We start from the raw sequence: 24,521 nt of genomic DNA, 5'->3' as shown, positions 1-24,521 counted from the left end.
AATCTTGAGCTCGCCCCGCCGCTGTTCAGCAGCCGCTCCTTCGCGTCCCTTGCCGCCTCTTTTTGGGTGTCATAAACCTGGGCGGAACGAGAAGCGCCATCGCGCTTGTCGACCCATTTGCCATCTGCGCGCTTGAATACCGTCCGATCGTTCTTTGCCGTGGGAAAGCACTCCTCTCGTCTTGAAGCCACGATCATTGGGAGGTAACTTCAGATTCGTCAATCCGGCGATATCTGAGTGTCAACGTGACTCCGGCGTCGCGAGCGATCTCCGTCAGGGTGCCTGCTTCAGACTGGTTGCCGACGTTCGTGTGCTCTCTCGAATGGGTACTATCGGCCAGCAGCGGACGTTCGACCCGAGCCGCCAGTTCGCACACAATTATCCTTCGCATGCCTCGCAATCAGCTCATCGTCCAGCTTCCCATAACTGCGTCCACGAGCCTCGACGCGCTGCTACATGTGGAGGAAACACTCGTGCAGGCCTTCTCTCAGAACAGCTTCGCTGAGGTCGATGGCCACGACATCGGCCAAGGTCGGTTCAACATCTTCATCTATCCAACGGGCACGTGGGGGCCAGTTTTGGAGCGCGTCTACGCCTTCCTTAAGCTTCGCGGAGTGCTGAAGGAAGCGCTGGTCGTAAAGCGCCTAAAGGCGAGCGAGAAGTACGTGGTCGTTTGGCCTGAGCAGTTCAAGGGAACGTTCGAGCTCTAGAGGCAGAACCCGGCCAGAAGCCGACCTTTGTCGCTGTCTCCCAACTAAGCCATCGTGAGCGTGTGCGCACTGACTGAAGCCAGGACAACAATCGGTGTGCGGCGGCAGCCTGAACTGGATCTTCGACGTAGGCTCTACCCCGCCGCCTCTTGCTGCGGACCTCAAGTCATCCATGCTCAACCCTTTAGCAATCATGCTCGATGTAGACGCTCTTTTCCCCTCCGTGGTACCCCGCAGCTATCTCATCCAGCTTGGTGAGGGGGCATGTAGCTATCTTGATCTTGGACCTAACCTCATCGTGATGCTCTCTCTGGACTTGGGGTCAGCGGTGCGCAACGTGACGCCAAATGAGCTTGAGAAATCTGGGATATCTGACGATGAGGCTTGGGCGAAGGCGATGGGGAATCTTGGTGCCCAGCTCTCAGGCGGACAACTGAAGGTCGGTGTGGGCGAATTTGACGACGGCGGCAAGGCTATATTTTTGGATGGTCATTGGTTAGCCTCGGCCGCTATTTTTCACAACGGTTTCTACCAGTGGTTTTCGGAGCAACTAGGCTCCGATAGCCTTTGTGCGCTTATCTCAGAAAGAGATTCTGCAGTCATCTTTGCAGAGGACTGTTCGGCCTTGGTCAGCGAGAAGATTGAATCCTTTATCTCAAGAGTGGAGTTGGAGAGTCGAAAGCCGTTTGGTCGAAATCTTTTCACCCTTGCGCCGGAGGGTCCGGTTTACGTTGGGTAGCTGCAGTCGGCCAGAACCAGTCATTCGCTGCCGCCTTCCAATTCGCCGCACAGCAGACGCTTGCAGCGTCCTTGCAACACGTTCAGGCCGAGTTGGACCTGCATCTCACCGAAGCGCGTGCAAATGAACCGGACTAGGACCAACAATCCCTAAGGACCGCTTGTCTCTTTTGCCACCGGGTCAAATGCGAACACCGAAACTCATGAAGAAATTCTTTATCGCCGCGCTCGCTGCACTTGCTCTGCAAGCGCATGCTGTCGAGAATTGCTCGAAAGTCGCTTGCTCAAGCGGCTCACGTGTTCTGACCAAGGGCGGGCCGGTCGATATCTACTATGGGTGCGAATCCCCTGCACAGGCCGAGTACGTTAATTTCGTCGTATTGATGATTGGCGTCTTGGTTGCCACAAAAGGCACCTCAAACATTTCGCCAACAACTGGTGAGCCTGGACTCGCCGGGGACGACAAAGTGTTGCTCGACCGCCTGCGTGCAAAGGCCAGTGTAGCGACGGTCGGGGAGGCGATAGCTCACTGCACGAGAGTGCAAAAGAACGCACTAGCTACTGTGTTCGACGCTGGTCCCGGCAGCAGCATGATGAAGATTGGGGACCCGCCGCCGAAACGCGCTTATTGGTTGCCGAAGGACGCGGTTCAACCCGCCAACTAAGCATCAAGAAATGTCAGCCACCGGCCCAGAAGCGGGCATCGCAGAAAGACTAGGGACCTACATGCCAATGTTCTCAATTTATGCGCACGAGGTGCTGGTGGGATACTCCAGCTTAGAGTTGGGCGACCCTCCGATGGGCGTTGCGTCTGGCATGTTTCGGCCGGCCCCTGGGTACTCGACTATCCGTGCCGAATGCATTTCGAATCACGCTGACCAGACCCACCTTGTCCTGACAGTTCGAATAGAAGACCAAACGGTCCTCGTCTGTGCTGGCGTAGGCATCATGGATTACGACGACGGCCCCGATAGCATCGAGGTAAACGTCTTGGGCATTGCCTACCCGGCGTATGAGACGTTGTTTCCTGAGCACGTCGCAGCCTATGAGCGGCAGTGGATCTGATCACATCGCATGTCCGCCGCGAGCCCAGTCACGACGGCTGCATGACTGGCTACAGTCGGCCAATTCCGGACCTTCGATACGTCGCTCCAGTTTCAGTCAGCAGGGTCCTGCAGTCACCTGTGGCCCGAGACCTACACACCCAGTCGACTCGCAACGGAAGGGATGGCTGACGTGATTTTTGTTTCCGAGCACGAAGACCTAATAGCCGAAACTGAAGCGCGTGCACACTGACCAAGTTATGGAAATGATCTACTGCCAATGGGTTATCCATATTTCTCGTGAAACCCGGCGCGGTCGTTCAACTAACGGTGTAGACAATGAAGGATTGACATGAGCGGAATCGATGTCATGTGTGGCGACTTCAGCGGGGGTGACAAGAGTTGCTCTGCCCTCAGTGGCGTTGCGATTGGTTTGCGTGAATATCTCGGGAATGATGCTGTTGTCGTTGAAGCCTTTGCACGTCTCGAGGCGCTAATTGCCGCACCGCTCAACGAATTCGAGATTACGCACGTCGATGCGGCGCTCCTTCACCCGTCAGTTCAAGCCTACCGAGATGAGCTTTGCGCCCAACTGGGAGGCCTAGCACCAGAAGAAGGCCCCGACTTTGATTTTGATGCCGGCCTCAACCAGGTGCAGGCTAAGTGGGGGGCGGGCAATGGTTGGCGCTATCTCTGCCTCCACGATCTTTGCCGGGCCTTCGAAGTTTCCGCGCGCTTGTCGCTTGCTGTTCAGTTTTCCAGGTGGTAGCCAAACACGTTTTTACAGGACTCAACCGAGAGGCGCACGGGTTGAATGACTGCTCTGGGGCAAGGCGGGAGACTGCATTGGGCCGTTTGCGCCGACCTTGCGTGGGGCTACAGTCGGCCACAACCGGACATTCACAGCGGGACGCATTGAACGTAACTAGGTGCCAAGAAGATGAGCAGTTCTTTTGCAGATGTCGTTTCGTATATGGTCGTGGTGCGTGGTCTGCACGATGCCGCATACAAACTGTTTGGCGAAAAATTCCTTCATCTAAGGGGCGGTGCCACCCCGGGTCCAAGTCCCCGAGAAATCTATCGCGTAGTCGATTGCAAACTGGATGATGTGAGCGCGAGTCTCCGTTGGATTGCTGAGGTAATACCGGGAAGATACCGTGCAGTCGAGCTCGCCATCAGCATTCACACGTTGCGCAACTGGGCAGATTTTCATGTGCCGCCGGAGATCCTCCAAGCGGCACTTCAATACGGAGCAACTCTTCGAGTTGCGTTCATGTCGCCCGCAATTTGATAGCGATGGCGGTGGCATCGACGGTCCACTTTGGGCCCGTTCACGACGGCGGCGCGACAGGCTACAGTCGGCCAATACCGGGCATTCCCAACAGCCCGTCAATTCGTCTTCAACGCCTGGCATGACAACAATGAACTTCCCCGCAGCTGTCGCGGCGCTTCTCGAAAAGGGTGACTTCTCAGGCCCGGTCGCCGAAGAATTCATCTCGGAGGTTGAGCATCAGCACGAACTGACCTTTCCGTCCGAGTACCGTACGTTTCTCTTGAGGTACGGCGCTGCGCTTCTGCCAGGCGTTGAGATCTACGGGCTGGTGCCAGCCTACGTCGAAGGCGAACCGCCTATTTGGACTGACCTACGCTCCCAACTGACGAGGCGACGTGACGGACTTTGCGCGAGCCTAGTGCCCATTTCCGACGATGGTTCCGACCTCCGCTTCTACTTGTCCTGTGCCGACGGACCGACATTCGGAACCGTCCTCGTCCATGGCCCCGGGTCTGATGAGGTGTGCGTTTCGTCGGGATTTTTTGATTTCCTAAAGCGGGCTGCTGCGGACGGCATCTCTGCCGTGGTGCCAGCTTAGAAAGCGTTGTACTGCCGAGCGGCTACAGTCGGCCAGAACCTGACGTTCGACTGATTCGCCCAATTTCTCGGGTACCCCGTTTACAGTCATCCAAGATGAAGACAATGCTTAGCTTCTCCAAGAGCGCGTTGGTAGCCCTCGTCGCGGTAGTCACTTCATCTGCATTTGCCATCCTCCCTCCGCCGCACGCAAGCAGCGAGGAGGTTCTTTGCCGTGCCACACTTGTCGCAATCGGCATCAGCAGCGACTTTCGTTTGGTACGGTCGCAAGAAATCGCCGGAGCATGTCAGCCATTTGACCCAGATGCTACGAGTCTTGATCTCTGTACTTCGGTTGAGGCGACCGTAAAGATTGAGACGGTTATCTATTCCAAAGATCGCGCTCCTCCGAGCAGCATTCAGTTCCGTTTTGGAGGTGGGTTCTTCATGACCGGGCAACTGCGGAATGACCTGGAGGGAAAGCGGATGATCTTTCATGTGGTCCCCGATCCAGAGGCGCCCCCGGGTACCTACAAGACCTCCTACCCATGGCGTTTAGGCATGGAGGAGGGGCGTGAAGATCAAGTCAGAGGAATTCTTGAACAATGCCATCGCTGAGGGCCGAAATGCCGCCTTGGGAGCTTAGAGGTCCCTTGGCACAGTATTGACTCTTGGCGCTTTCGGCCAATAGCGGCCTTAGAACTTCAACCCCAAAGCTTCAACAAGCGATACGGTCAATTCTGGTGTCTGTAACTCTCCATATTCCCCTCTCAGTACGGCGTGGCGCATGTGTGAGCATGCTAGTGACCCTGACAGCAGCTTGTTCTGGCGTCAATCCCGCTGCTCTACGCAGGCCTGACCCACCAGGTGAGCTAGTTCTTGCAAAGTCCGTGGAGTGGACATACCAAGAGGCACCATTCCGGCCCATTACCTTTCGAGGGACCATAGCTTCGGGACGATATGTCGCTGAATACGAAAGCTCGGAGGGAACCTACTTTCGAGGCCCCTCCGGATGCTTCAGTTACGAAGCTGTTGCGGTTTCGGCCGATGACCAGCGCCCGGCGCTGGGGAAAGTCTTTGAGCAGCCATGCGGATTGTTTGTCCCGATGGCGACCGTGCAGAACAAACAGCTCTACGTCTACCTAGGCCAGGTGAAGCCTCGGGCCGCGAGCACCGGTAAACCAGAATCCCCAGATCCTGTAGCAATTGGAATGCAACTGGCGTTGAATTCACCAACGGCAACTGGTGCGTCTGTTGCAGGTGGCGCGATCGGAGGGGCATTGGTTGGCGCGATGATTGCTGCCGAACAGGGAAATCTCCGTGTCTATCACCAACAGCCTCCTCCTGAAATATTGAACGCATCAATTCGGCAAGTTGAGGTGGGAACTCCGAAGTAATTTTTCAGCGTCCGCTTTGCGCGGTTCGCCAAGGTCGGCTTCGGGCCCGCTCGAGACGACAGCACGACCGGCTACAGTCGGCCAGAACCGGCCGTTCACCGACTCCGGCCAATTTGCTCTCAAGCGGACATTCGCAATCGGTAGCTGCCTTGAACATGAAGATGAACAGCTCTTTGTCACTGCCTCGCACCTTGCTGGAACGGATACTTCCCGGTGCAACCCTTGAGCCCGACTCGATTCTTGAAGCCGCGGAGCGCGAAGGGCTCACATACAAATTCCTCACCATCGCAGATTGGGAGGAGACAGGGGCGCGGTACGGAAAGACCGACTTGTTCGATTTGATCTTCGCCGGAAAGCTTTTCCCGCCGGGTGAGGTCATCGTGATCACCGACGAGAGTTTCATCAGCGGCGAACTGCTTTGCTGCCCGGTCCAAGAACTGCGTCAAAGGGTGGACCTTTCGTCTCAGTTTATGTTTGATGGAGACGTGGTATTCATGTGGCCTCAGATTTCCGGCCTCACCGTTTTTCATCATGAGGGAGGCTTTGCCCACGTTGGTTGGTGACCCCCAGCGGGGCTGGGACTACCGGAAGGCAGAATGCGGCCAATACCGGGCATTCCCAACAGCCCGTCAATTCGTCTTCAACGCCTGGCATGACAACAATGAACTTCCCCGCAGCTGTCGCGGCGCTTCTCGAAAAGGGTGACTTCTCAGGCCCGGTCGCCGAAGAATTCATCTCGGAGGTTGAGCATCAGCACGAACTGACCTTTCCGTCCGAGTACCGTACGTTTCTCTTGAGGTACGGCGCTGCGCTTCTGCCAGGCGTTGAGATCTACGGGCTGGTGCCAGCCTACGTCGAAGGCGAACCGCCTATTTGGACTGACCTACGCTCCCAACTGACGAGGCGACGTGACGGACTTTGCGCGAGCCTAGTGCCCATTTCCGACGATGGTTCCGACCTCCGCTTCTACTTGTCCTGTGCCGACGGACCGACATTCGGAACCGTCCTCGTCCATGGCCCCGGGTCTGATGAGGTGTGCGTTTCGTCGGGATTTTTTGATTTCCTAAAGCGGGCTGCTGCGGACGGCATCTCTGCCGTGGTGCCAGCTTAGAAAGCGTTGTACTGCCGAGCGGCTACAGTCGGCCACTACCTGCCGCTCAACCACGTCCGCTTTCTAAGGCATTCGCGATAGCGGCTTCGAGGCTTGCAACCAATGACTTTGCCTGCTCGACGCTCAACTCGATCTCCGTGTTCGCCACTACACACTCGTCGGTGATCGCTTTGTTGTCAAATTGCTTTTCGGAGATGTCGAGATCAGGATGAATTTCCCAGGTCTCGATGTTGATGTGACCAGGGTGAATATTGGTGACTTCCAAGAATCCCTGTCGATAGCGAACATCGTTAAAGCGAATCTTGCTAGCACCCATGTCAGTAGCTCCTCGGTTGGGAGGGAGAGGATAGCGTTCGTCACCGGCCTCAGTCCAAATTAATGCCCGCTTGGCGGCGTTTCGTCGAGTCGCGGCTACTTCCGGCTTGAGCCCAAAGCTCCGCCGGTCGCAACCGGCTACAGTCGGCCAGGATCGGACCTTCGCGGGTATGGCAGGATTCGCGCCAGTTAGTCACTCCGCATCACCCTCATGAACGTCCACCGCTCCGTTTCGTATCGCGCGCAGCGCACCAGTGGGCCGACCGCGGTCCTGGTCTCCCTGCGGTTCGGGAAGACGCCGGCGCCGGGGCCACACATGATTCGACTCTTGGGCGAAGGCGAAGGTCCGACCGCGAGATTCGACCTAGCGGCTCATCGCGATGAGGTTCTTGCCGGCGTGGCCCGAGCGAATCACGAGTTGAACGGGACGTTGGAGGTCGAAGCAATCGAGGTGGTCCCGAGTGACAGTCCTGGCACCGGCGAAGCGGAGCAGCTTGCCTACGAGGTGGCTGTGGCGGTTCTACGCGGGTCGGTTTGACCGCAGCTCCTGGCCAGCACCAGACATTCCAATGCAGCAGTCCAACGCAGGTGTCGAGCTCGATGCTCTTTTGACGAAGTCCGATCCGGACTCAATGGACTGGGGTGAGTACGCCTATGAAGACGGTGAAGAGCTTCTCTCCAGGCTGAACGCAGAAGACCGCGCAGTGTTGTTCCGCTCTGCAAAGACGAAGCCAGCTAGCTGGCGCGGATGCCTGGTCAGCATCCTTCATCCATCTAAGGTCGACGAGAGCGAAGTGCTGATCGACGCCCTTTCGGACGTGGACGACAACGTTGTTGGTGCAGCGCTAGACAGGATCTACTTTTTCTGTGGCTTCAACCGCTCCGCCAAGAAGGGCGTGTTTGAAGACGCGCGAATTCGAGCCGCGCTTTTTTGGGATAGGGTCAGATTGGACCAGAGCGTCGTGGAGCGGATTGAGCAGCTCTCTCAAAAGAACCCCTACCTTGCTGCCTATTGGAATGTGTTCTCGGAGGCCGCAGGCGCACGTGGACGGCGTCCGTAGATGCCAGCGGCGAATGACTGCTCTGGAGCAAGGCGAGAGACTGCAGTGGGCCCGAAGGAGTCGGTCAGCCTCGCCGAGAGCAGACGCTTAGGGGTCAATTGCTCTGCGGCCCGAATGCAGTCACCAGTGGAGCACAGACAGGCGCCCCCTTCCGATCACGACGGAGTCGTTCGACAGCTGAGGTCGAGCGTTTGATCAGTTGGGAGGCTGAACAAGGCCTACGAAACGCGTTTCACGCCGGGCCTGACGTCGATGCCGACGAGCTAGCTTGTCAGCGAGGAACCATGTCCAATGGTCGTACGCCGCTCGCCCGCGCAGGACGATGTTCGTGTGTCGCGCCCCCAGGATAGACGGTGAGCCAATAGCCCCCAGACTTATGCGAGCTCAGATCGTTCTCTTCCATCAGTTGCAGTTCAGCGCTCACCATATCTGCAAACGTGGCTGCCACCGAGGTTGGCTCACGATCCTGCTCGATCCACTGCATCGGTGAGCTATCAAAGCTGCCGTCTGCTAGAACATAAGTAAAGCAGTAGCCTTGATGAAACAAGAAGACCGCTGCACTTGGAGGCAGGGCTAGAGATGTGTCAGTTTCTCTTATCAATTCTTCGGCGCTGACACGAAACTCTTCAAGCTCCACCAAATTAGCCAGCTCGCTGCCTCTGAACAAACGTCCGGGCGAGCGCCCCATCTGGAGAAGATATTCGCGAAAAACAGCAGGAAATCTCCCCCGCAGAAGCAACTCAGCTTTCAAGATTTCGGCTTCAGTGAATCCGATGAAATCTATCTCGTTCGACTGATACTCTTCAATCAGGTTTTGAGGCGTTCGACTGAAAACGTAAGGGGGGTTTTCTGCCATGGCAACCAGTCGGCGCTTCCAATCCGCAACGATCGCTTCTGCTTCCACGGGCCTTTTCCTTTTTCTATTTCCAACGGAGACCGAACCTGTGAAAGTCGGCTATTGGCCGACTGTAGTCGGAGAGAAACTGGCCCCTCAGACCGGCTGTTCGGCTGTTGCAAGTCCTGCACTCAGGCTCTATGCCGAAGGCCAACCAACAGGTCGTCGAAGGAGTTGGCGATCAATTGAATGTCCGTCCGATTGGAAAGGGGCGCATCCGGTGCTTGGCCTAGCTCCTCCTCCATGAACCAGAAATAAATCCTTCCTCGGGCGTCGCCGTTTACCCCAAGCAAGAATCCGTTGCCGAATGGGTCGCTCATGATCCATCGCAGTTGCTCGGGAATGCGCCCCCAAAAGTCTTCGCGGCGATTCGTCAGCCACAAGCCGTGCTCGCCACCGCCAACGGCATGTATGGTCACGGTTCCAGCCTTACCTCCTGATTCGAACCCTAAGCTGCCGTTCACGTAGCCTCCGTTGCACCGGTTCAAGAATTGCCGGTATTCGCTGGGCAGTCCACCGTCAATCTCAAACTCTAAGTCATCGATGATGCCAGGGTCAGTTGGCGCACCTGAGCACTTGATGTGGGAAATAAATTCGCTGACGTTCATGGCGATTAATTCTTGTGCCTATCGATTTTCCGGAGGTCCAACAGACGGTCTCGCGAATGACAGCTAGTGGCCGAGCGCGGCACCTGTTACCAATCCAACGGTTCGTCGTCGACGTCCGTACAAATGCGCGCGCCAAGGTTGGCTGCTATCTCAACGATCTTTCGTCGCCGCAAATCGGCAGGATTCGCCAACTCATCGGAGTACTCGGTCACAAGTTTTCCTCGCTGGAAACGCAGGAACGGCTCCCACTGCTCGTGCCGAAGGAACTCGGCGTCGGCTTCTCCGACGTTGATCTTGATCTGGTGCCCAGTCAAAGGATTGGTCGCCCAGTAGGGTTGATGGCGGTGCCTGAGCTCCGAATCTTTGGCGAGCAGGGCCAACCATTCGTCAACACCTATCGTGGATTCTCTAGGTTGGCGTTCGACAATCAAACCAATGCTCATGGCGTCCTTCCGGAATGCAATTTCACGACCTAGTTGGTCGACCGCTACTGGCCGGATGCCGCAGCTCGTGGGTCACGGCCCTTCGTCGAACTTTGTAACGGACACCACGAGAACAAAGCCGACCGCAAGAAACACTCCGGTAGCAAGAACGATGGCCGTTCTCCCGGAGTAACCCAACTGGAAGAAAACAAAGCCAATTGCCAAGGAGAAAATGGCGGCGGCAAGAAGGCGAAGTGCAATCGGTCGGTTACTTGCCGAATCCTTGCTGGAGAGCGTACGCGCGGGCGCATACGTGGCGATCGTCTCTGGAATCGACTCGTAGATCCAGCGGCTTCGCTTGCTATCACGCCTTGCAAGCCAGCCCGGTGGAAGATCGGCGAGTCCAAGGAGGCTTGGATCCCCTTTCACGATATGCCCAAGCCTTGCTTCCACACGATCCTCGGGCAAAACCTCCTCGTCTGTCATAAAGCACCATTCGCCTACATCTTGGTCATAGAACGCACTCAAGATCGGCATTGAACCGTCAGCAATTTGCCTCACCGCGGAGCAATCATCATCGGGGTGACCAGCGATCAACCAAGGCGTCGAACTATTCGGATCGTCCTCACCAAAAGGGTCGACCCCTTCCTGACGTGGCTCATTTTTCATCGTGGAGAAGTATCTATTTCTTGAGCTCGAGCACGGTACCGAATGTCCGGTCATGGCCGAATCTTGCCATGGTTGCGAAGGCAAAAAGTGCGTCCGGAGCCATACGGCACCGGATTACTGAGGCCCAGTTCGTCCTGATATCTTGGTAGCCGCTTCCACTTCCTTGCAGAACGTCGCCATTGCTTCAGCGAGCCACCTCTGGCCCAGCTCAGTGAATTCACCACTCGCAAGAGCTTGATTGCGCGCTGCGGTGAGAACTTCAAAAAGCTGATCGGCAGACAGATTGGCTTCACTCAACGTGACGACCTTGCCTCCCCAATACTCTGCTAGCTCTCGTGCAAGTAACTTCGCCGCCGGATTGCTAGCCCCATAGCGCTCAGACGCAATCGAAGCCGCCCTCGCGAGGATGTCGTGAATCGCGGTGCTGGTTCCCCAACAAATGTGGTCGTCGAAGGCGAGTGCTGATGACATGGGAAGCCTTGCCTGAATGTCTGTTCCTGGCCGCATTCTGCCGGTGGGACGGCACCATCAGTCAAAGTCGATAGACCTGACGATGACACCGGCCTCCGCAAGTTCGACCGCAGCATTGCGGCTTCCGGCCTCCGCCACATAGGTAACAAGGGCCACGTCCGAGCCATTGGTCGAATACCAGGCACGAAGCAGGTCTCCGCCGTGCGAGAAGGTCGCGCCGACGTAGTGGCTTGTCGACTTGCCTCGCTCGATGCCTGCGGCGGCTCCCAACATTCGAGTTTCGGCGAACTCTTCGAGTAGCGCGTCGAGGTTCTCGGGGCTGATTTCCGGATGGGCGCCGGAGCGGTACCTCGCCACGGAGAACTGAAGCGCCCCGACACCGTCCTGCTTTGCCAGGGTAGGAGGGGTTCCTTCGAGCAGGTCGTCGCTGATGTCGAACCAACCCGCAGGGAGCGAAATGCGGACGTTCGCGAAGGCACAGATTTGACTCATCGCTGGTGAATCAGAGGGTGGGGTTGGATGTCCGAAGTTGGCCGATTGTTGCCCGAGTCAGTGCACACGCGCTTCAGAGCGTCGTTGCAGCATCGCACCAAGGATGAATGCTGGCACAGGCAGCACGACGGACGCCACTCTGGACCAAAGCGGGATGGGCAGGGAATACGGCACAAGATTGCCGAGCAGCACAAACGCTGCCACCAGCGCCCCAGCAACGACGGCGTTTCGAATGTGCGAGCTTTCGCTTAGCTTTGCCGCCCATAGGCCGCCGGGCAAGAGGCATAGAAATCCGACAACGTGGGCGAATAGAAGATACGAAGTGGACTCATACGCGCGGGCATAGGATTCATTCCCGGGCACACCGTGGGCGACAAGCACCCACAGAAAAACTAGCCCAAAGATGAAGAGGACGACGTAGCTCAAGGCGTTGCCGACCGCCGCGCCAATCAACACCGCCGTGACGGGGCGAATGGCCCGAATCTTCTGTCCGCTGGACTTTGCTTCGTTAGTCATAGGTCTACTGCTCAGCGGGCCGCTGGCAGAAATGTCTGGGATTGACGACTGTAGCCGGTGGTGCCCGCAGGACGTCGGCCCATTGCGGGGCACTCCTGGCCCTAGAGTCCGAGGAACTTGGAATTTTCAGTGGTGAATGGTGACAACGCCTCCAAGGCGTGAGACGCCATGACGCGAAGCGGAATCCAAGATGGATGACTCATCGCAGCCAAATTGTTCTCCCGGCCACTCCCGGCCTGAAGTACCTGCGCAGGAACAGCGTCAAGCGCCCCTGCCAAGGCGCAAAGCCAAGCTTCTTGTTCGGCGTTCAGGTAGCCTCGACCGACAAAATACTTTCCCGCCTTCGTATCGTCTTTCAATTCCCATGCGACGTTGAAGTCGCCCATGGATTCGCACTGCTCTGCCGCCGTCGAACCGAGCATCCTCAACGCGTCAAGAAATACCCTATAGGCAGAGTGAAACCCTTCTTCGTCTGCGCGTAGAGATGCGTCGTCCATGGGGTAATTGTTCTCCGAATTTGGACCAGCGAAGTGCCGCTGCGCCTAGGTCCGCTTGTGGCCGACTGTAGTCTGTCGCTACAACGTCGAAAAGCGCTCCAAGCAAACGGTAGCGAGTACGACTAGCTCGCCCTGGCCTTCGGTGGGAATGCCTTCCACGCCGCTCGCGTATTGAATACCCCGACGGCAAGGAGAAAGATGCCGAACACAAAAAACGCACCCTGCTCAAAAGCAGAGGAACGAGCCATTGCGCCGAGGAAAAATGCCACTATCGTGAATAGTCCCGCGATGCCAAGCAAGCCATTGAGCACTACTGCAATGCCCCCCAAGGTGCGGTTCTCAGGCGACCGGCACCAAAGCGCCCACGAAGCGGAGGGCAGAAATCCCATGAGCATGTTTGCCGGGAACGAATGTGTCATGCGTGTCAATGACACTACCGACCAACAGATCAGTAGGGCCAACAACACATTGAGTACAAGCTGCGTTCGTGAAATTTTCAATCTGTTTTCTCCCCATTACCTCCACCCGGAGGCTTATCCAAGATAATTTTCGCGTCGACCTCGAACGACCGGTCCTGGCCGACTGTAGCCGGTGGCTCTGCCTTCGCGAAGGGGCCCGAAGCGGTCTGAGCCAGCGCTCCAAAGCGGCCGTTCGCGCCTACCGGGCTGAGCGAGAGCCATGCAATGCGAAGCTCAGCCTTCGGCATCCAACGTGCGGCGGCGTTCCAAAAACCGGTGAGCCAAGTCCCGTAGGGTCTTCGGAAGGTCTGGCGTTTTCGCAGTTTCGACCAGTGCCGACATGTACTTGGATCGCTCTTGATCCGAAAGCTGACCATTGAGAATCCGATTCATCATCAAGATGGCGTTGTAAGAGGGCTGTGTTCGCAAGGAGTCGAGCAGGCGCTCCGTGTAACTTGGATAGAACCCCTCTGTCAGATGTACAAGAGTTCCCGGCGCGCCCATATCGTCGAGGGGGTGCGCCTCAAAGAACGCGAAGATCGGCTCAATCAAGCCTTCATTTCTGTCGGACTCGGGCACCGCCTCCACGAGTTGGTCAACACGCAGCACAAAGTCCGTGGCGGCAGGGTCGAGTCGCAATAACTGCTGTTCGAATTCTTTGAATCTATTCATGGCATGACCTGAAGGAAAGGGCCGCTTTTGGCCGACTGGCGTCGAAGCACTGCCAGCTGAAGTTCTATGGCGCCAGGATCGCCCATCGCTCGTGATCGCACCAACGCCCGTTGATTTTCAAGTAGCGAGGTGAGTACCCTTCCTGCAGAAAGCCGCAGGCTTTCACAAGCGCGATTGAGGCGGCGTTGGTCGGCTGGATGTTGGCCTCCAACCGATGCAACTTGAGGTTTTGAAAAGCAAATCGAACTACCGCTTCTAACCCCTTCCGCATCAGGCCTTGTCTCTCGTGACCGGCGAAAACGTAGTAGCCGAGGTAGCCGCTTTGGAACGCGCCCCTGACGATATTGGTGATGTTGAAGACGCCGACGAGGCAATCGTCTGCATGCCGGAAAACAAGAAATGCTGCGTTTTCATGCGTAGACATTCTTTCTAAGTACGCTCGAAAATGTTCAGGTGTGGATGGCGGCAAGGTCCAAGGGCTGTGAAGGGCGCCACTCTTCTTAACCGAGGCAAGGAAATCGTGCTCGTCGGACGATTGAGGTGGCCGAAGATAAACAGGCTGTCGCATTTCAGGTGTTAGCAATATCTGAGGGAGGTCGCGACATTTTTCCCGATCGAACAAGCATCACGAAAGACCGGTCTTGGCCGACTGTAGCCGGTCGCTCTGCCGTTACGAGGGGCCCGCGCAGCCTAAAAAGCTCAAGGCGATACCCAATGTGCTTTGCGGCTGACCTTACCGTCAGCGTCGAACTCGACAGACCAGGCTTCAATACCTACGGGCACAGGATGCTCCCACCACAGGCGGGTGACACATGGCGTCCTGCAGGGCTGCGCTGCATAAACAAGGAAGGACCTGGCTTCGGTCTCATGGACAGATGGTGGACCGAAGCGAGCTACTACCGCTTGCATTGCTTCGTGGTCTTGTGTTTGCTCGAACGCATCTCCGTACCGGGAAACGGTGATGGCGCAACTGGTCATGAAACCCACCGGTGCCGTGATCGCGAGAACAATCGCAGTCCCAGCCAGAACTCGCATTGATTTTTGCAGTTTCATATATGCGGGGTCGCATAAGTCGGCTTCAGGCCGAATTCTGCCCACCGCGGCGAACGGCTGGTTGTGGCCGACTGCCGCCGGTGGCATGCTACCTTCTTGACCGACACGGCTCGTTGGAATCATAGATGGACGATTGGCTCGAAAGACAAGCTCCGCTCGACATGGCGGTGGCGAATGCCCTTATTGCTGCGACCCCGGAATGGTGGATCGGCCAGCCTTGTCGCCGACCGGGAGCAGGATGGCTCGCAGGAGCGGATGACCATCATCATCACGTCGCCTGACGGGCAGCCGGAGCCTGTTAGCCCGACCGAGGAAATCTATTCAAGCCTTTACGCGCTCGCCGACCATTTTCGTGAGCGCGGGTCCATTTGGCGCTCCGCGACGTACTCCGTCAGCCAAGAGCAAGGCGGCGAATGGAAGTACTCGGTGCAGTTCACCTACTAGCAAACTGGATGGCGACGACGAAGGTCCGGTGTTGGCCGAAATGGGCTGTTGAACGCGTCAGGTTGAACTACTGACAAGCGCCTGGAGCTTTTCATAGGCATAGCCTTGGCGGCCAGTAATAAGCGTATTCGCATGCGTAAGCACGGCCTCAGGCTTCGGCCCATCGTTCGCCAAGGAAAGCAGGACGGCCGCAATTTCGGTCGCCCCGACTGATTCGAACGCCTCGGAAAACGTGAGCATGGCAGGTGCTCCGTATCGATGAATCAACCCCTCTATGCCGTCCTTGTCGCAGTAGACCTCCGCCTCAGAAATCGCGAAGACCAGCTTCTGAACCCCGGTCAAAGACCCAAGACCATGTCGCTCGCCGAGTTCGATCGCGTCGCGGATAGCAGTATCGGAATTCATGTTTTCTGAGCTTCGGGACTGAATGTCTGGTTCTGGCCGACTGTAGCTTCTCGCAGTCCAATGCCGAGTGCCTGACGTGGGTGCTTGCGAGCGCCCTTGGCATTCAAGAACGTCGACGACTACGTTGGCGAGTTTTTTACCGCCCGCAATCTCCTCATCTCTTCGACGGCATCCTGACGCTGCACGACTCCCAGGGGCAGTCCAAATATCCCAACATCGACCTCGAAAGTGTGTAGTCGAAGCAGGCAGATTCGCCAAAAGCTGCTGGGCGGAATGCCCAGCGTGGCCCAGTCCACACCGTCACCCATTTCCTTGCGGACAACGACATGCTTCGACTCATCAAATTTCACTTTCTCGATCGGTATTCCAAGTACCTCGATATGGTCGGCTTCGTAGTCTGCAATATCGAGCATGAGTTGTGTCTTCATCGCGTGATTGGCTGCAGTCTTCCGGTACTGCTCGGAGCGAATCGCATCAAACACTTCGTCCGGTCTCAGCCAAAGGCCACCGTTCTTCGGTTTTCCTCTCAGGACGACACGGTCGAGGAGTGCGTCCGAACTGATGACCAAAGAGTCTGGGGAACTCACGTTGTCAAACACCACGCGACTTAGTGAAACTCCGGCACCGATCTCGAACCGACCTGGGCCGATCTGGCAGCGCGAGAAGATCACATCCTCGATCCGGATCTCTTCATCAGCCTTGAGATTGGATCCAACATCGAAGCTCGTAATGTGAGCGTTAACGATCTCAACTTGGCTCAGGGTTTTACGCTTTTGATCGAGACTCATCGAAAAACGAAGATCATCAGAGACGCTCATGCTGGTTTCCGGAGACTAAGAAAAAAGATTCGAAGGTCACCATCGGCGAGATGGCCCGAATGTAGAGATCTGTTGGCACCAACGAATGGTCGCTTATGGCCTCATTGTGCTGGTGCAACGAACGACTGGTTGTGGCCGACTTCAGCTGTATGAGCGCATTTGTCGACCTACGTCCCTGGGGCTTCGCCGCGGGCCATTCGGAGACAGTCTTGCAGGCGCTGGATGAGGGCCTCGACTTCTTGCTCCCCCAAGTCAAGCGGGTCCCCATGCGAGCTGACCGCGATGAGGCAAACGGCGGCCCCATCGACCCAGACATCTAGGCGTTCTTGGGCTCCGGAAACGCGCTGCTCGTTCAATGGCACAGTCCGTCCTTGCTCATACGTTGACCAGGAAAATTTCGGTATCCATCTTGATTGAGGGCACGCAGGATATCGCCGATCAGTATCACAGCGGGAAAGCCGACTTCCGGCACGAATTCTGCCGGAGCGGCCACACGACCACGCTGGTGTTAGCCCTTTGATTGAAACAGCCCCGGCAAAAGTCGATGGACGTATTCATGCATATACGAGTTGCCGCCGCAGAACTCCAAAGTTTTCTCGCCAGTTAGAAACGTCAGCAACGGCGATACGCTTTCGCCGCCCACTTCGAAGCCTGCCACGTCGTCGAGAAGGCTCGCCACCGCAAAACCGATGCTGCCCGTGAGCTGCTCGACCAAATCTTCAGGCGCGTCGACCTTCTCCAGCTCCGTCCGAATCGTTCGCAGAAGCTCGGTCGTCAGAGCTTGTTGAAGACGGTCGAAAGCGCCGGTGGCGACCAGATTCATGTTGTTCCCGTTGTTTTCTGAGCCCATGTTGGGCGTCTGCTTGTGGCCGATAGTACCCATTCGCGCGAGACCGAAGGATGTCGGCAATCGCTGCGAAGCGGGCAGCCGCTGCTCGAGCGTTCGCAGTTAGCCCGAGCGGCCTCCGCTCGAAAGCAAGGAATCACCCGATTGTGATGCGTCTCGCGATATCCCCGATAGTGAGCCCGCGTGACTGTGTGTACGGGTCTGCCGCAGATTGCCCTGCTGCCTCCGCGCCCACATCATCAGGTCCGGCCCGAGCCTAGCCGCGATAGGGAGCGAAACGGATTGCTAGGCGTGTAGCTTGCTCACCTAGCCGGCGCACGTTGTAGAGGCTTGCCGCTGCGCATATTTATGGCCATAGCGCGTGCGCTCTCAAGAGCCTCTACGTCCGACTGAACAGCACGGTCGAACGATCTGGCGATGAATTCGCGGCGGGCACGGGAATCCGCGGCCCAGCGTCGAGCTATGGTGGTAGGACGCGTTTCTGTAGCCATCCCAATATTTTCTCCCTTATTTGTACAGACCAGACATCTGAACGTCCACCTACCGCAGCATCGCCGTCCTGATGGTTTTCCGCGCGAGCTGGAGAACTTCTAGATCTAGACAGAGTTAGTAAATAATTGTTGAAAACAAGAGAGTTCTTTGTTTTTTTATTTTTTTAGAAAACAAAGATTCAAAAATACTGAGTCCAGTATCAAGTGATGTCTAAATTCATCAAGTAATTTCTTGATGCGCAGAGGAGAGGTCTGCAGAGGCGTTGAGAGTGCATCGAAATTAGTGCGGAGTCCTTGCCGGTCCGTCGAATTTCGGAAATACTTAGGCGCTGTGAAGCACCATGATTTTCATTCTGCAGATGAGATTTCGTCGCCTGCATCAGTGATTGAGGTCTTGACCTTCAATCGACTGTTTGATCAATTTGGTCCGCTGCTTCAAGTTGAAGACGCTTGGAAGTTGCTGCATTTCCCAACTAGGGATTCATTCAATCGCGCGATCTTGAAGGGGCGTTTGCCGCTTCGCGTCATTCGGCCTCCGGGCCGGCGTGTAGGGTTCTTGGCTACAGCCGATGTGGCCGCCTATCTAGCCACGCTTGCGACAGATGCTGTCGAGGAGGATTCAACTATGTAAAGCAAAACGCCGACTCCCCTTTCGAGAAATCGGCGTAGCCAGCAGCCGGTGAGAACTGCCTAAGGATTTCGGGCCCCTTGGGAAAGTATCTCCCCAGCTGAAGGTTGCGTCAAGCCTTCCTGCGCCTGTTTTATCAGCGGGCCGAATTGGAGAGATACATATGAAACGTCCCAGTCGCGAGGTAGTCACGCGCTCACCGAAGCGCATGGTCGGCATCCTCAATTGCAGGTGGTTTCAACCCACTGCCATTCATCATGAAAGCCGCCTGGAGAAGCATTTTGTGCTGCGCACAATGCTCTCTCCGCTTGTTCGCAGCATCCAGCATCAGCCATTCACCTTGAACCTTGGCGATAGCCGTAGCTATACGCCGGACTTCCTGCTGACCTTTTCCAATGGGCAGAGCGCCGTCGTGGAGGTCACACGCTCAGAACGAATTCCCGCTCTGAAGGAGCGTTTTAACGAGATCACCAGGCGCCTAGCGGCGGACAGTCAAATCTTTTTCGTGGTTCACCAGGGGCAGATCGAGGGACAGCGGCGCGCCGAGCGCGCCGCCCTGCTGAGGCGCTACGCCATGTTGCAGCCGAAAGAAGGAGCGATCGACGCGATCGCCGCCTACGTCGCAAGCAAGCCGAAAGGCGTCTCGATCGGCGCACTCATGAAGCACTGCGCGGCCACGCCAGAGATCATTTTTCACGCCATCGCTCGACGTCGCATCGTCACCGTCCGCCAACTACTGATCAGCAAGGACGACTTAGTTTTCACCCCCACTCAGGAGATCAGCAATGTCGTTGCTCAGTTTGGAGCCTGGTTTGGTTGTTCGCCGTGGAAGCCGCACGTTGGAACTGATCCGCTTGCTCGAGGGCAACAAGATTCAGTTTGAGGATCAACTGACCCGCTCGGTGACTACGTTTGCACTGGCCAAATTTCATTCGATGCTTCAGGCCGGACAGCTGACACCTGTTCTGGCTGAAGAAACACCGCAGGTTGTAGATCGACGGCCGCGGCGCGTCGTCGTCGACTTGTCCAGCTTGAGCCAGAAGGATCGGAGGCAGCTGGAAAGACGCATGGGCTACGTGAAGGCATTGCGAAAACGTCTGTTGACGCGTGGACAGCGCAGCAAGGTCGGCAATGCGATTCAAGAGATCGCCACGAAACTAGAAGACGAGAAGCCGCCAGGGACATCCACAGTTCTCAGCTGGATGCGCTCCTTCGAACTTTCGCAAATGAATCCCGCGGCGCTGCTGTCGGGCAACCGTCACCGTCTTCGTGAAAGAACTCTGTCGACGTTGGTTGAGGAGGTCATCGTCAAAAAGCTGCGGACGGTCTATCTGACCCGTGCCCGGCATACCCTGCGTCACACGCTTGATCAGATTCGCATCGAACTTGATCACAAGGTCAAGCAAGGAAAGATCCTGGCAGACCACGCGAAGGTGAGTCTCTCGACCGTCAGTAGGCGTTTGGCAGAGCTGTCCCCCTACGACCGCGACCGTGCGCGATACGGGGTGGCCTACGCGCGGGCCCGGTTCCGGACCAGCGTCGAGGGTGTGACCGCGGTGCGGCCGCTTCAACGGCTGGAATGTGATCACACGCCGCTGAATTGGGTGGTGATCTGTGACCGAACCGGACTCCCACTCGGGCGCCCGACGCTAACCATCATCGTCGACGCATTCAGCGGGTACGTCGTCGGGATATACGTCAGCTTCTACGGCCCAGGCCTGACGTCGGTCTTGAATGTCATCAAGAACGCGATCCAGCCGAAAGACGAGTTCGCCAAGGCGGCCGGCGCCAAACAACCCTGGATCGCCTTCGGGATCGGGGAGACCTACGTTCTGGACAACGGCTTGGAATTCCACTCACCTCAATTTGAGCTTGCCTCGTGGGAACTTGGCACCGATCTGGAGTACTGCAGGGTGCGTACACCTTGGCTCAAACCAAAGGTCGAGCGCTTCTTTGCGAACCTGGATCACTTTTCCTTGGCGAACGGTCGTGTGCACAAGCTGAAGAGCAACGAGTTGCGGCTTGACCCATCCAAGGATGCTTGCATTACTTTCAGTGATCTCGTCACAGGACTGATTCGTTTTGTCGTTGATGTCTATCCGTTTGAACTCAACAGTCGTCGACTGCAGACCCCTTTCGAACTCTTCAAGGAAGGCATAGATTTTCTGCCGCCGCCTACGTTTCTAAGCTCCACAAAGCAACTCGACATGATTGCCGCGATGAGCAAGCAACTGACAGTGGCTCAGGGCGGGGTTGATTTCCATGGTCTCAACTATTCCAGTCGAGAACTCTTGGACTTGAAAAAGGCCATCGGCAGCAAGTTCGAAACACTAGTGAAGTGGAATCCGGACGACCTGTCGTACGTGTACCTGAAGCATCCGCGAACCGATGAATGGCTGGTGCTGCCGAGTTTGCTGCGCGAATACACCGACGGCCTGTCATGGGTTCAGCACAAGCTCATTCGCAAGCATGCACGCGAAAAGCATGTGGCTGGCGGCGGCCAAGAGCGGCTGATGCGTGCGAAGCAAGAGCTCCACGAGCTTTGGATGAATCCCCTTGCGCGGCGAAATCGTCGTCAGGATCTACGCACTGCGGCGAAGTTCTCGGGGCTGTCCTCCAATCAGATCGTGCTGGCCGAGACGACTGGACTCCAATCGCCCATGGCGGCCTCGCAAATCGTTGCGCCGGAGGAGGTCTGCATCACGATGCCCGACACGCCCTCGTACGAGGGTTTTCGGATGAGGTCGCTATGAGGGTGGTGGAGCCCGCAGTCGACACAGACCTCACCGACTACGAAATCGAGGATCGTCAGGCCCTGGAGCGTCGCTACAAGACATATTCCGTAGAAGCTTTGAAGGCGGCCTTGCCAGTCGACGATATCTTCGTCGCTCATGCCCAATTCATGCGCGCGGTTAACGCTGTGAACCGTGTCTATGAGCTTGCAAGGGAAACGTCTATGCCCCAAGGGATGTATCTTGAGGGGCCGGTGGGGACAGGGAAATCCTCCGTCTTTCGGTACTTCAAGACATCCTTGCCAAGAAAGTCACTTTTTGGAGACCAGCTCGGTGTGCTTACGGTTCGAGCCAAGAAGAATGCTACTGCAGCACAGCTTGTCGGGGCGGTCTTGCGCTGCTATGGCTATCCGATCCGAAGGGTCGGGAGCGACACGCTGGAGCCGCGTGTCAACATTACAAAGGAGGCGATTCGACAAAAAAAGACTCGACTGATCGGTATCGATGAAGCATCCAATTTGTTGCACTCACCGAATCGGCGACTGACTTCCGCAAAAGACGACGGCACGTCCGCAACTGACTACCTATGCGAGGTGATTGATGAAACCTGTATAGGGGTCGTTCTGATAGGGTCAGAACGGCTTGCGCATCTTGAGCAGACTGATCCTGCACTCGCCAGTCGTCTTACTACGCATGAGCGCTTGGAAAATTTCTCCTATGACGATGAGTGGGTGAAATTCGCGAGTGCGTTTTTGCGGCAATGCGTCGGGTTTGATCTCCGGCTGTTCCTCAGCAATGCGGGGCTCAAGACGTTGCATCGCGTTGCGGAAGGAAATGTACGAACGTTCAAACGCTTTGTCACGGAGTGCTGTCTTTGTGTTGCCAATGAGAGCACGCAGACCTTGCAGGAATCGCACGCAGCACAGGCTTTTCGAGCCGTGTTTGGTGGTGGGTCTGGGTTGCAATGCCCATACGCCCATGCGTTATAGCTTGCCGATCACTAGAGAGGCTGGACCGGACGAATCAGGAATGAGTCTCCTGCTTCGGATCGCTTCCGCAAATCTAGCGACCATTTCTTGGTTACGGAACCGCCTCAATATGTTGCAGCCGCGGCCGTTTCGATCAACGGATGCGGTGCCCCTGGCTTCGCTGGTCGATGTCCCGGCTCAAGAGCTGGCAGATCGTTTGCCAGATTCTGGCTATATCCATGGACATGCCGCAACGAGGTACTTTGGAACGCTCTCGATGAGTCGTGCGCAACAGCGGTTTGCGCGACCTCAGGTTTGTCCTGAATGTCTTCACACGACGGGATACTGTCGCGCTTGCTGGGATTTCAGCTGCTATACCGTTTGCGAAGAGCACATGACTGCGATGGTCGACCGGTGCGCGTCATGCCAACGTCGTCTGACATGGAATCGACCGGCGATCGATGTCTGCATTTGCGGGGCGTACATCGGTTCGGGCGATCCGCTCTGTACTGAAAAAGAGGCTCCAGCTCTCCTTATTTCAAGGCGCATTGCTATGGCCATTGGTGGCGAACGCACGATATCGAGCGCCAGCCTTGAGCGCCAGGAGAGTCTCCCCCCATGGTGGAGCCATGTTTCTCTGGACGGGTGTCTACGAATTCTGGTGGCAATGGGGGCGATCGATCGACCGCTGACTGCTTTCAAAGTGGCTGCGCTTCAGCAGGCGCCTTCCCTCTCGTGGAAGGGCATCGTGGAGAGAGGCTTGATGCGCCTTCAGTGGGCAGTGGCTCACCCGGACGACGAGCTCAAACAACTGGCGTCAGTGGTCTGGGAAGGTGGCTTGGAAAGCATCGCCCTTGATCACGTTTCCCATCCGGATCGACAAGTAGCGCATCTTCTGACTGAAGCCATCTTTGACCATAAGTTCGCTGGAAGATTTGGAAGTCTTCGCGGTCAGCTAAGTCAGCGCGCCTTGTTCTGAAGGCCGGATGTGAAGCAAGAACTCTTTGGAGTGTGCGAACCGGAATTTGACGAGTCTCCTTCTTCTTGGCTCAGCAGAGCTGCCGCCAGCCAAGCGATGTCGCTACGCGAGCTATGCCGATGGTTGGAGATCCCCTATCGTCGTGACATGGATGCCGGATTTTGCAATCTGAAGACGCGTCAGGTTGAAGCGCGTTGCGGTCTGCGCCCCAGGGTTTTCGATTTCCCATGCCGCATGCTTAGGGTCGGCTCGGCCCTGCGCACGGTAAGGCCAGCGCTCTGGTCGGAACGCGGTCGTTCGCGTTATCGGTTCTGCCCGAAATGTTTCGAAGATCAGCACACGCCGTACCTCCCCGTTCACTGGCGTTTCGATCCCTGGCGCCTATGCTTCAAGCACCGATGCATGATGGAGGACGCGTGTTGGAAGTGTCACATGCCAATCCTCTTGCCAGAGAAAATGGAGCAAGGCGGTGCTGACGGTAAGGGGATCACTTTCATGAGCCAGTGCTTTCATTGCTCCGAGTTACTGTGGCGCGTTGCTCCGATCTATGTGGACCAGCTAGCACCCTTAGTGTTGTCTCCGTTGCAGGAAGTCCAACTGCAAAACGGCTGCGCATTTGTTTCGGCGATTGCCCATGGGTATATGACGAATCTTCTAGGGAGGGCTGTTCGGATTGCGAAGGAGTTGCCGCTGATGGAAAGAATGCAATTACTCGCTTCAGGTGACTCGTTGAGTCCGAATGCGATTCGGCAGCGAGAACTGCTTGAGGAAGAAGGTTGGCAGGATTGCTAGCTCTCGATCATGAATTCGCCGGTAATCGGGATCACGAGTAACAATCAAGCGCGAGGCTCCAGAAGACGGACTTCGCAGCCCTTGCCGCTGCAAGGGCTGCGCAAGAGCACACACGGTTCTGCCGTAGGCAGAGAAAGGCAAATCATCATGGAAAAGTCAGTGCTTCAACTGACACAAACTCCTGAATTCGCTCGCCGGATGAGGGAACGCCTTGCAAAGGTCGCCGCGGTGAGAGCGAAGCTGGGTTTACCGAAGGCCGTGGTCATTGACGGTGTTGTGCATAGTCAATTTCCCGACGGAAGAGTGGAGGCTGTGGATGCACGGAAAACGAGCAATGAACAGAAGAAACCGGAGACTGGTCGGACGTGAAATTCCCACTTGGCCAAGCCTCATTGCGGGAAATTCCATCTTGAAGCCCTTCGATTGTCCGGCAGCAGCGA

33 protein-coding genes and 3 pseudogenes are annotated in these 24,521 nt (G+C 56.5%); 20 read left to right on the top strand and 16 right to left on the bottom strand.

The genetic code is table 11. The features are described 5' to 3' along the window. Positions 1-20 precede the first annotated feature (20 nt). Positions 21-197, bottom strand: a pseudogene (locus NU688_RS34115) (DUF2188 domain-containing protein); the annotation flags it as partial. 192 nt (positions 198-389) lie between these two features. On the opposite strand from NU688_RS34115, the gene NU688_RS31505 reads away from it, so the two are divergent. From NU688_RS31505 to NU688_RS31455, 11 genes are all read left to right on the top strand, one after another. After that, positions 390-710, top strand: coding sequence for a hypothetical protein (locus tag NU688_RS31505; RefSeq protein WP_257864811.1), 321 nt, complete (start codon positions 390-392; stop codon positions 708-710). Positions 711-882: 172 nt separating this feature from the next. Then, positions 883-1,449, top strand: coding sequence for a hypothetical protein (locus NU688_RS31500; protein WP_257864809.1), 567 nt, complete (start codon positions 883-885; stop codon positions 1,447-1,449). A 202-nt stretch (positions 1,450-1,651) separates the two neighbouring features. Beyond that, entirely contained in the window at positions 1,652-2,113 is a 462-nt protein-coding gene (locus NU688_RS31495) for a hypothetical protein (protein WP_257864808.1), read from the top strand. A gap of 10 nt (positions 2,114-2,123) precedes the next feature. Then, a complete protein-coding gene (locus NU688_RS31490) occupies positions 2,124-2,513 on the top strand; it encodes a hypothetical protein (protein ID WP_257864807.1) in 390 nt (129 codons plus the stop codon). Positions 2,514-2,843: 330 nt separating this feature from the next. After that, positions 2,844-3,260: a hypothetical protein gene (locus tag NU688_RS31485; RefSeq protein ID WP_257864806.1), complete on the top strand. Its 417-nt coding sequence runs from the start codon at positions 2,844-2,846 to the stop codon at positions 3,258-3,260. A 171-nt stretch (positions 3,261-3,431) separates the two neighbouring features. Continuing rightward, the gene (locus NU688_RS31480; protein WP_257864805.1) at positions 3,432-3,782 is read left to right on the top strand and encodes a hypothetical protein; all 351 of its coding nucleotides are present in this window, start codon (positions 3,432-3,434) and stop codon (positions 3,780-3,782) included. A 130-nt stretch (positions 3,783-3,912) separates the two neighbouring features. Next, positions 3,913-4,362, top strand: a complete 450-nt coding sequence (locus NU688_RS31475) for an SMI1/KNR4 family protein (protein WP_257864799.1) — start codon at positions 3,913-3,915, stop codon at positions 4,360-4,362. A gap of 95 nt (positions 4,363-4,457) precedes the next feature. Further along, entirely contained in the window at positions 4,458-4,958 is a 501-nt protein-coding gene (locus NU688_RS31470) for a hypothetical protein (protein ID WP_257864804.1), read from the top strand. Positions 4,959-5,446: 488 nt separating this feature from the next. Next, positions 5,447-5,737 carry a hypothetical protein gene (locus NU688_RS31465; RefSeq protein ID WP_257864802.1) on the top strand — a complete coding sequence of 97 codons (291 nt, stop codon included), beginning with the start codon at positions 5,447-5,449 and terminating at the stop codon, positions 5,735-5,737. 155 nt (positions 5,738-5,892) lie between these two features. Beyond that, positions 5,893-6,300, top strand: coding sequence for a hypothetical protein (locus NU688_RS31460; protein WP_257864801.1), 408 nt, complete (start codon positions 5,893-5,895; stop codon positions 6,298-6,300). Positions 6,301-6,398: 98 nt separating this feature from the next. Then, positions 6,399-6,848, top strand: coding sequence for an SMI1/KNR4 family protein (locus NU688_RS31455; protein WP_257864799.1), 450 nt, complete (start codon positions 6,399-6,401; stop codon positions 6,846-6,848). A gap of 46 nt (positions 6,849-6,894) precedes the next feature. On the opposite strand, the gene NU688_RS31450 is transcribed toward NU688_RS31455, so the two are convergent. Continuing rightward, positions 6,895-7,164, bottom strand: coding sequence for a hypothetical protein (locus NU688_RS31450; RefSeq protein ID WP_257864798.1), 270 nt, complete (start codon positions 7,162-7,164; stop codon positions 6,895-6,897). 568 nt (positions 7,165-7,732) lie between these two features. Between NU688_RS31450 and NU688_RS31445 the strand changes: the two genes are divergently transcribed. Then, positions 7,733-8,224: a hypothetical protein gene (locus NU688_RS31445; RefSeq protein WP_257864797.1), complete on the top strand. Its 492-nt coding sequence runs from the start codon at positions 7,733-7,735 to the stop codon at positions 8,222-8,224. Positions 8,225-8,495: 271 nt separating this feature from the next. On the opposite strand, the gene NU688_RS31440 is transcribed toward NU688_RS31445, so the two are convergent. The 11 genes from NU688_RS31440 to NU688_RS31390 form a co-directional block, all read right to left on the bottom strand. After that, positions 8,496-9,128: an SMI1/KNR4 family protein gene (locus tag NU688_RS31440; RefSeq protein ID WP_257864796.1), complete on the bottom strand. Its 633-nt coding sequence runs from the start codon at positions 9,126-9,128 to the stop codon at positions 8,496-8,498. A gap of 122 nt (positions 9,129-9,250) precedes the next feature. Further along, positions 9,251-9,727 carry an SMI1/KNR4 family protein gene (locus tag NU688_RS31435; protein WP_257864795.1) on the bottom strand — a complete coding sequence of 159 codons (477 nt, stop codon included), beginning with the start codon at positions 9,725-9,727 and terminating at the stop codon, positions 9,251-9,253. A gap of 86 nt (positions 9,728-9,813) precedes the next feature. Then, positions 9,814-10,170: a hypothetical protein gene (locus tag NU688_RS31430; protein WP_257864794.1), complete on the bottom strand. Its 357-nt coding sequence runs from the start codon at positions 10,168-10,170 to the stop codon at positions 9,814-9,816. Positions 10,171-10,242: 72 nt separating this feature from the next. After that, positions 10,243-10,818, bottom strand: coding sequence for a hypothetical protein (locus NU688_RS31425; RefSeq protein ID WP_257864793.1), 576 nt, complete (start codon positions 10,816-10,818; stop codon positions 10,243-10,245). Between the two features lie 114 nt (positions 10,819-10,932). Next, a complete protein-coding gene (locus NU688_RS31420; protein WP_257864792.1) occupies positions 10,933-11,289 on the bottom strand; it encodes a hypothetical protein in 357 nt (118 codons plus the stop codon). Between the two features lie 57 nt (positions 11,290-11,346). Beyond that, positions 11,347-11,781 (bottom strand): hypothetical protein, encoded by a 435-nt coding sequence (locus tag NU688_RS31415; protein WP_257864790.1) that lies wholly within the window; start codon positions 11,779-11,781, stop codon positions 11,347-11,349. Between the two features lie 57 nt (positions 11,782-11,838). Continuing rightward, complete coding sequence (locus NU688_RS31410) at positions 11,839-12,297, bottom strand: hypothetical protein (RefSeq protein ID WP_257864789.1); 459 nt, start codon at positions 12,295-12,297, stop codon at positions 11,839-11,841. A 101-nt stretch (positions 12,298-12,398) separates the two neighbouring features. Further along, on the bottom strand, positions 12,399-12,794 hold the full coding sequence (locus NU688_RS31405; RefSeq protein ID WP_257864788.1) for a hypothetical protein: 396 nt from the start codon (positions 12,792-12,794) through the stop codon (positions 12,399-12,401). 122 nt (positions 12,795-12,916) lie between these two features. Next, positions 12,917-13,213 carry a hypothetical protein gene (locus tag NU688_RS31400; protein WP_257864787.1) on the bottom strand — a complete coding sequence of 99 codons (297 nt, stop codon included), beginning with the start codon at positions 13,211-13,213 and terminating at the stop codon, positions 12,917-12,919. A gap of 273 nt (positions 13,214-13,486) precedes the next feature. Continuing rightward, on the bottom strand, positions 13,487-13,924 hold the full coding sequence (locus NU688_RS31395; protein ID WP_257864786.1) for a hypothetical protein: 438 nt from the start codon (positions 13,922-13,924) through the stop codon (positions 13,487-13,489). A gap of 64 nt (positions 13,925-13,988) precedes the next feature. Continuing rightward, positions 13,989-14,492, bottom strand: coding sequence for a GNAT family N-acetyltransferase (locus NU688_RS31390; RefSeq protein WP_257864785.1), 504 nt, complete (start codon positions 14,490-14,492; stop codon positions 13,989-13,991). 740 nt (positions 14,493-15,232) lie between these two features. Between NU688_RS31390 and NU688_RS31385 the strand changes: the two genes are divergently transcribed. After that, complete coding sequence (locus NU688_RS31385) at positions 15,233-15,421, top strand: hypothetical protein (protein WP_257864784.1); 189 nt, start codon at positions 15,233-15,235, stop codon at positions 15,419-15,421. Positions 15,422-15,478: 57 nt separating this feature from the next. On the opposite strand, the gene NU688_RS31380 is transcribed toward NU688_RS31385, so the two are convergent. The 3 genes from NU688_RS31380 to NU688_RS31370 all read right to left on the bottom strand — a co-directional run bounded on the left by NU688_RS31380 (position 15,479) and on the right by NU688_RS31370 (position 17,467). Then, on the bottom strand, positions 15,479-15,826 hold the full coding sequence (locus tag NU688_RS31380; protein ID WP_257864783.1) for a hypothetical protein: 348 nt from the start codon (positions 15,824-15,826) through the stop codon (positions 15,479-15,481). Between the two features lie 119 nt (positions 15,827-15,945). After that, positions 15,946-16,644 (bottom strand): hypothetical protein, encoded by a 699-nt coding sequence (locus NU688_RS31375; protein ID WP_257864782.1) that lies wholly within the window; start codon positions 16,642-16,644, stop codon positions 15,946-15,948. 508 nt (positions 16,645-17,152) lie between these two features. Then, positions 17,153-17,467 (bottom strand): hypothetical protein, encoded by a 315-nt coding sequence (locus tag NU688_RS31370; RefSeq protein ID WP_257864781.1) that lies wholly within the window; start codon positions 17,465-17,467, stop codon positions 17,153-17,155. Positions 17,468-18,773: 1,306 nt separating this feature from the next. On the opposite strand from NU688_RS31370, the gene NU688_RS31365 reads away from it, so the two are divergent. The 7 genes and pseudogenes from NU688_RS31365 to NU688_RS31345 all read left to right on the top strand — a co-directional run bounded on the left by NU688_RS31365 (position 18,774) and on the right by NU688_RS31345 (position 24,081). Next, on the top strand, positions 18,774-19,493 hold the full coding sequence (locus NU688_RS31365) for a hypothetical protein (protein WP_257864780.1): 720 nt from the start codon (positions 18,774-18,776) through the stop codon (positions 19,491-19,493). Then, complete coding sequence (locus tag NU688_RS31360; RefSeq protein ID WP_257864779.1) at positions 19,450-21,363, top strand: transposase; 1,914 nt, start codon at positions 19,450-19,452, stop codon at positions 21,361-21,363. The genes NU688_RS31365 and NU688_RS31360 overlap by 44 nt, the downstream gene beginning before the upstream one ends. A gap of 5 nt (positions 21,364-21,368) precedes the next feature. Next, on the top strand, positions 21,369-22,331 hold the full coding sequence (locus NU688_RS31355) for a TniB family NTP-binding protein (RefSeq protein ID WP_257864778.1): 963 nt from the start codon (positions 21,369-21,371) through the stop codon (positions 22,329-22,331). Then, a pseudogene (locus NU688_RS34110) lies at positions 22,228-22,698 on the top strand (TniQ family protein); the annotation flags it as partial. The gene NU688_RS31355 and the pseudogene NU688_RS34110, both read left to right, overlap by 104 nt. Before the next feature lie 6 nt (positions 22,699-22,704). Next, entirely contained in the window at positions 22,705-23,289 is a 585-nt protein-coding gene (locus NU688_RS31350; RefSeq protein WP_257864777.1) for a hypothetical protein, read from the top strand. Positions 23,290-23,298: 9 nt separating this feature from the next. Beyond that, positions 23,299-23,682 (top strand): annotated as a pseudogene (locus tag NU688_RS34105) (TniQ family protein); the annotation flags it as partial. 39 nt (positions 23,683-23,721) lie between these two features. Then, a complete protein-coding gene (locus NU688_RS31345; protein WP_257864775.1) occupies positions 23,722-24,081 on the top strand; it encodes a hypothetical protein in 360 nt (119 codons plus the stop codon). The last annotated feature ends 440 nt before the right edge of the window (positions 24,082-24,521 follow it).

The organism is Variovorax sp. ZS18.2.2 (assembly GCF_024701975.1).
In the GTDB taxonomy this organism is placed as follows: domain Bacteria; phylum Pseudomonadota; class Gammaproteobacteria; order Burkholderiales; family Burkholderiaceae_C; genus Variovorax.
Note: the sequence above shows the minus strand (reverse complement) of the source record. Positions and strands in the feature narration are given on the sequence as shown.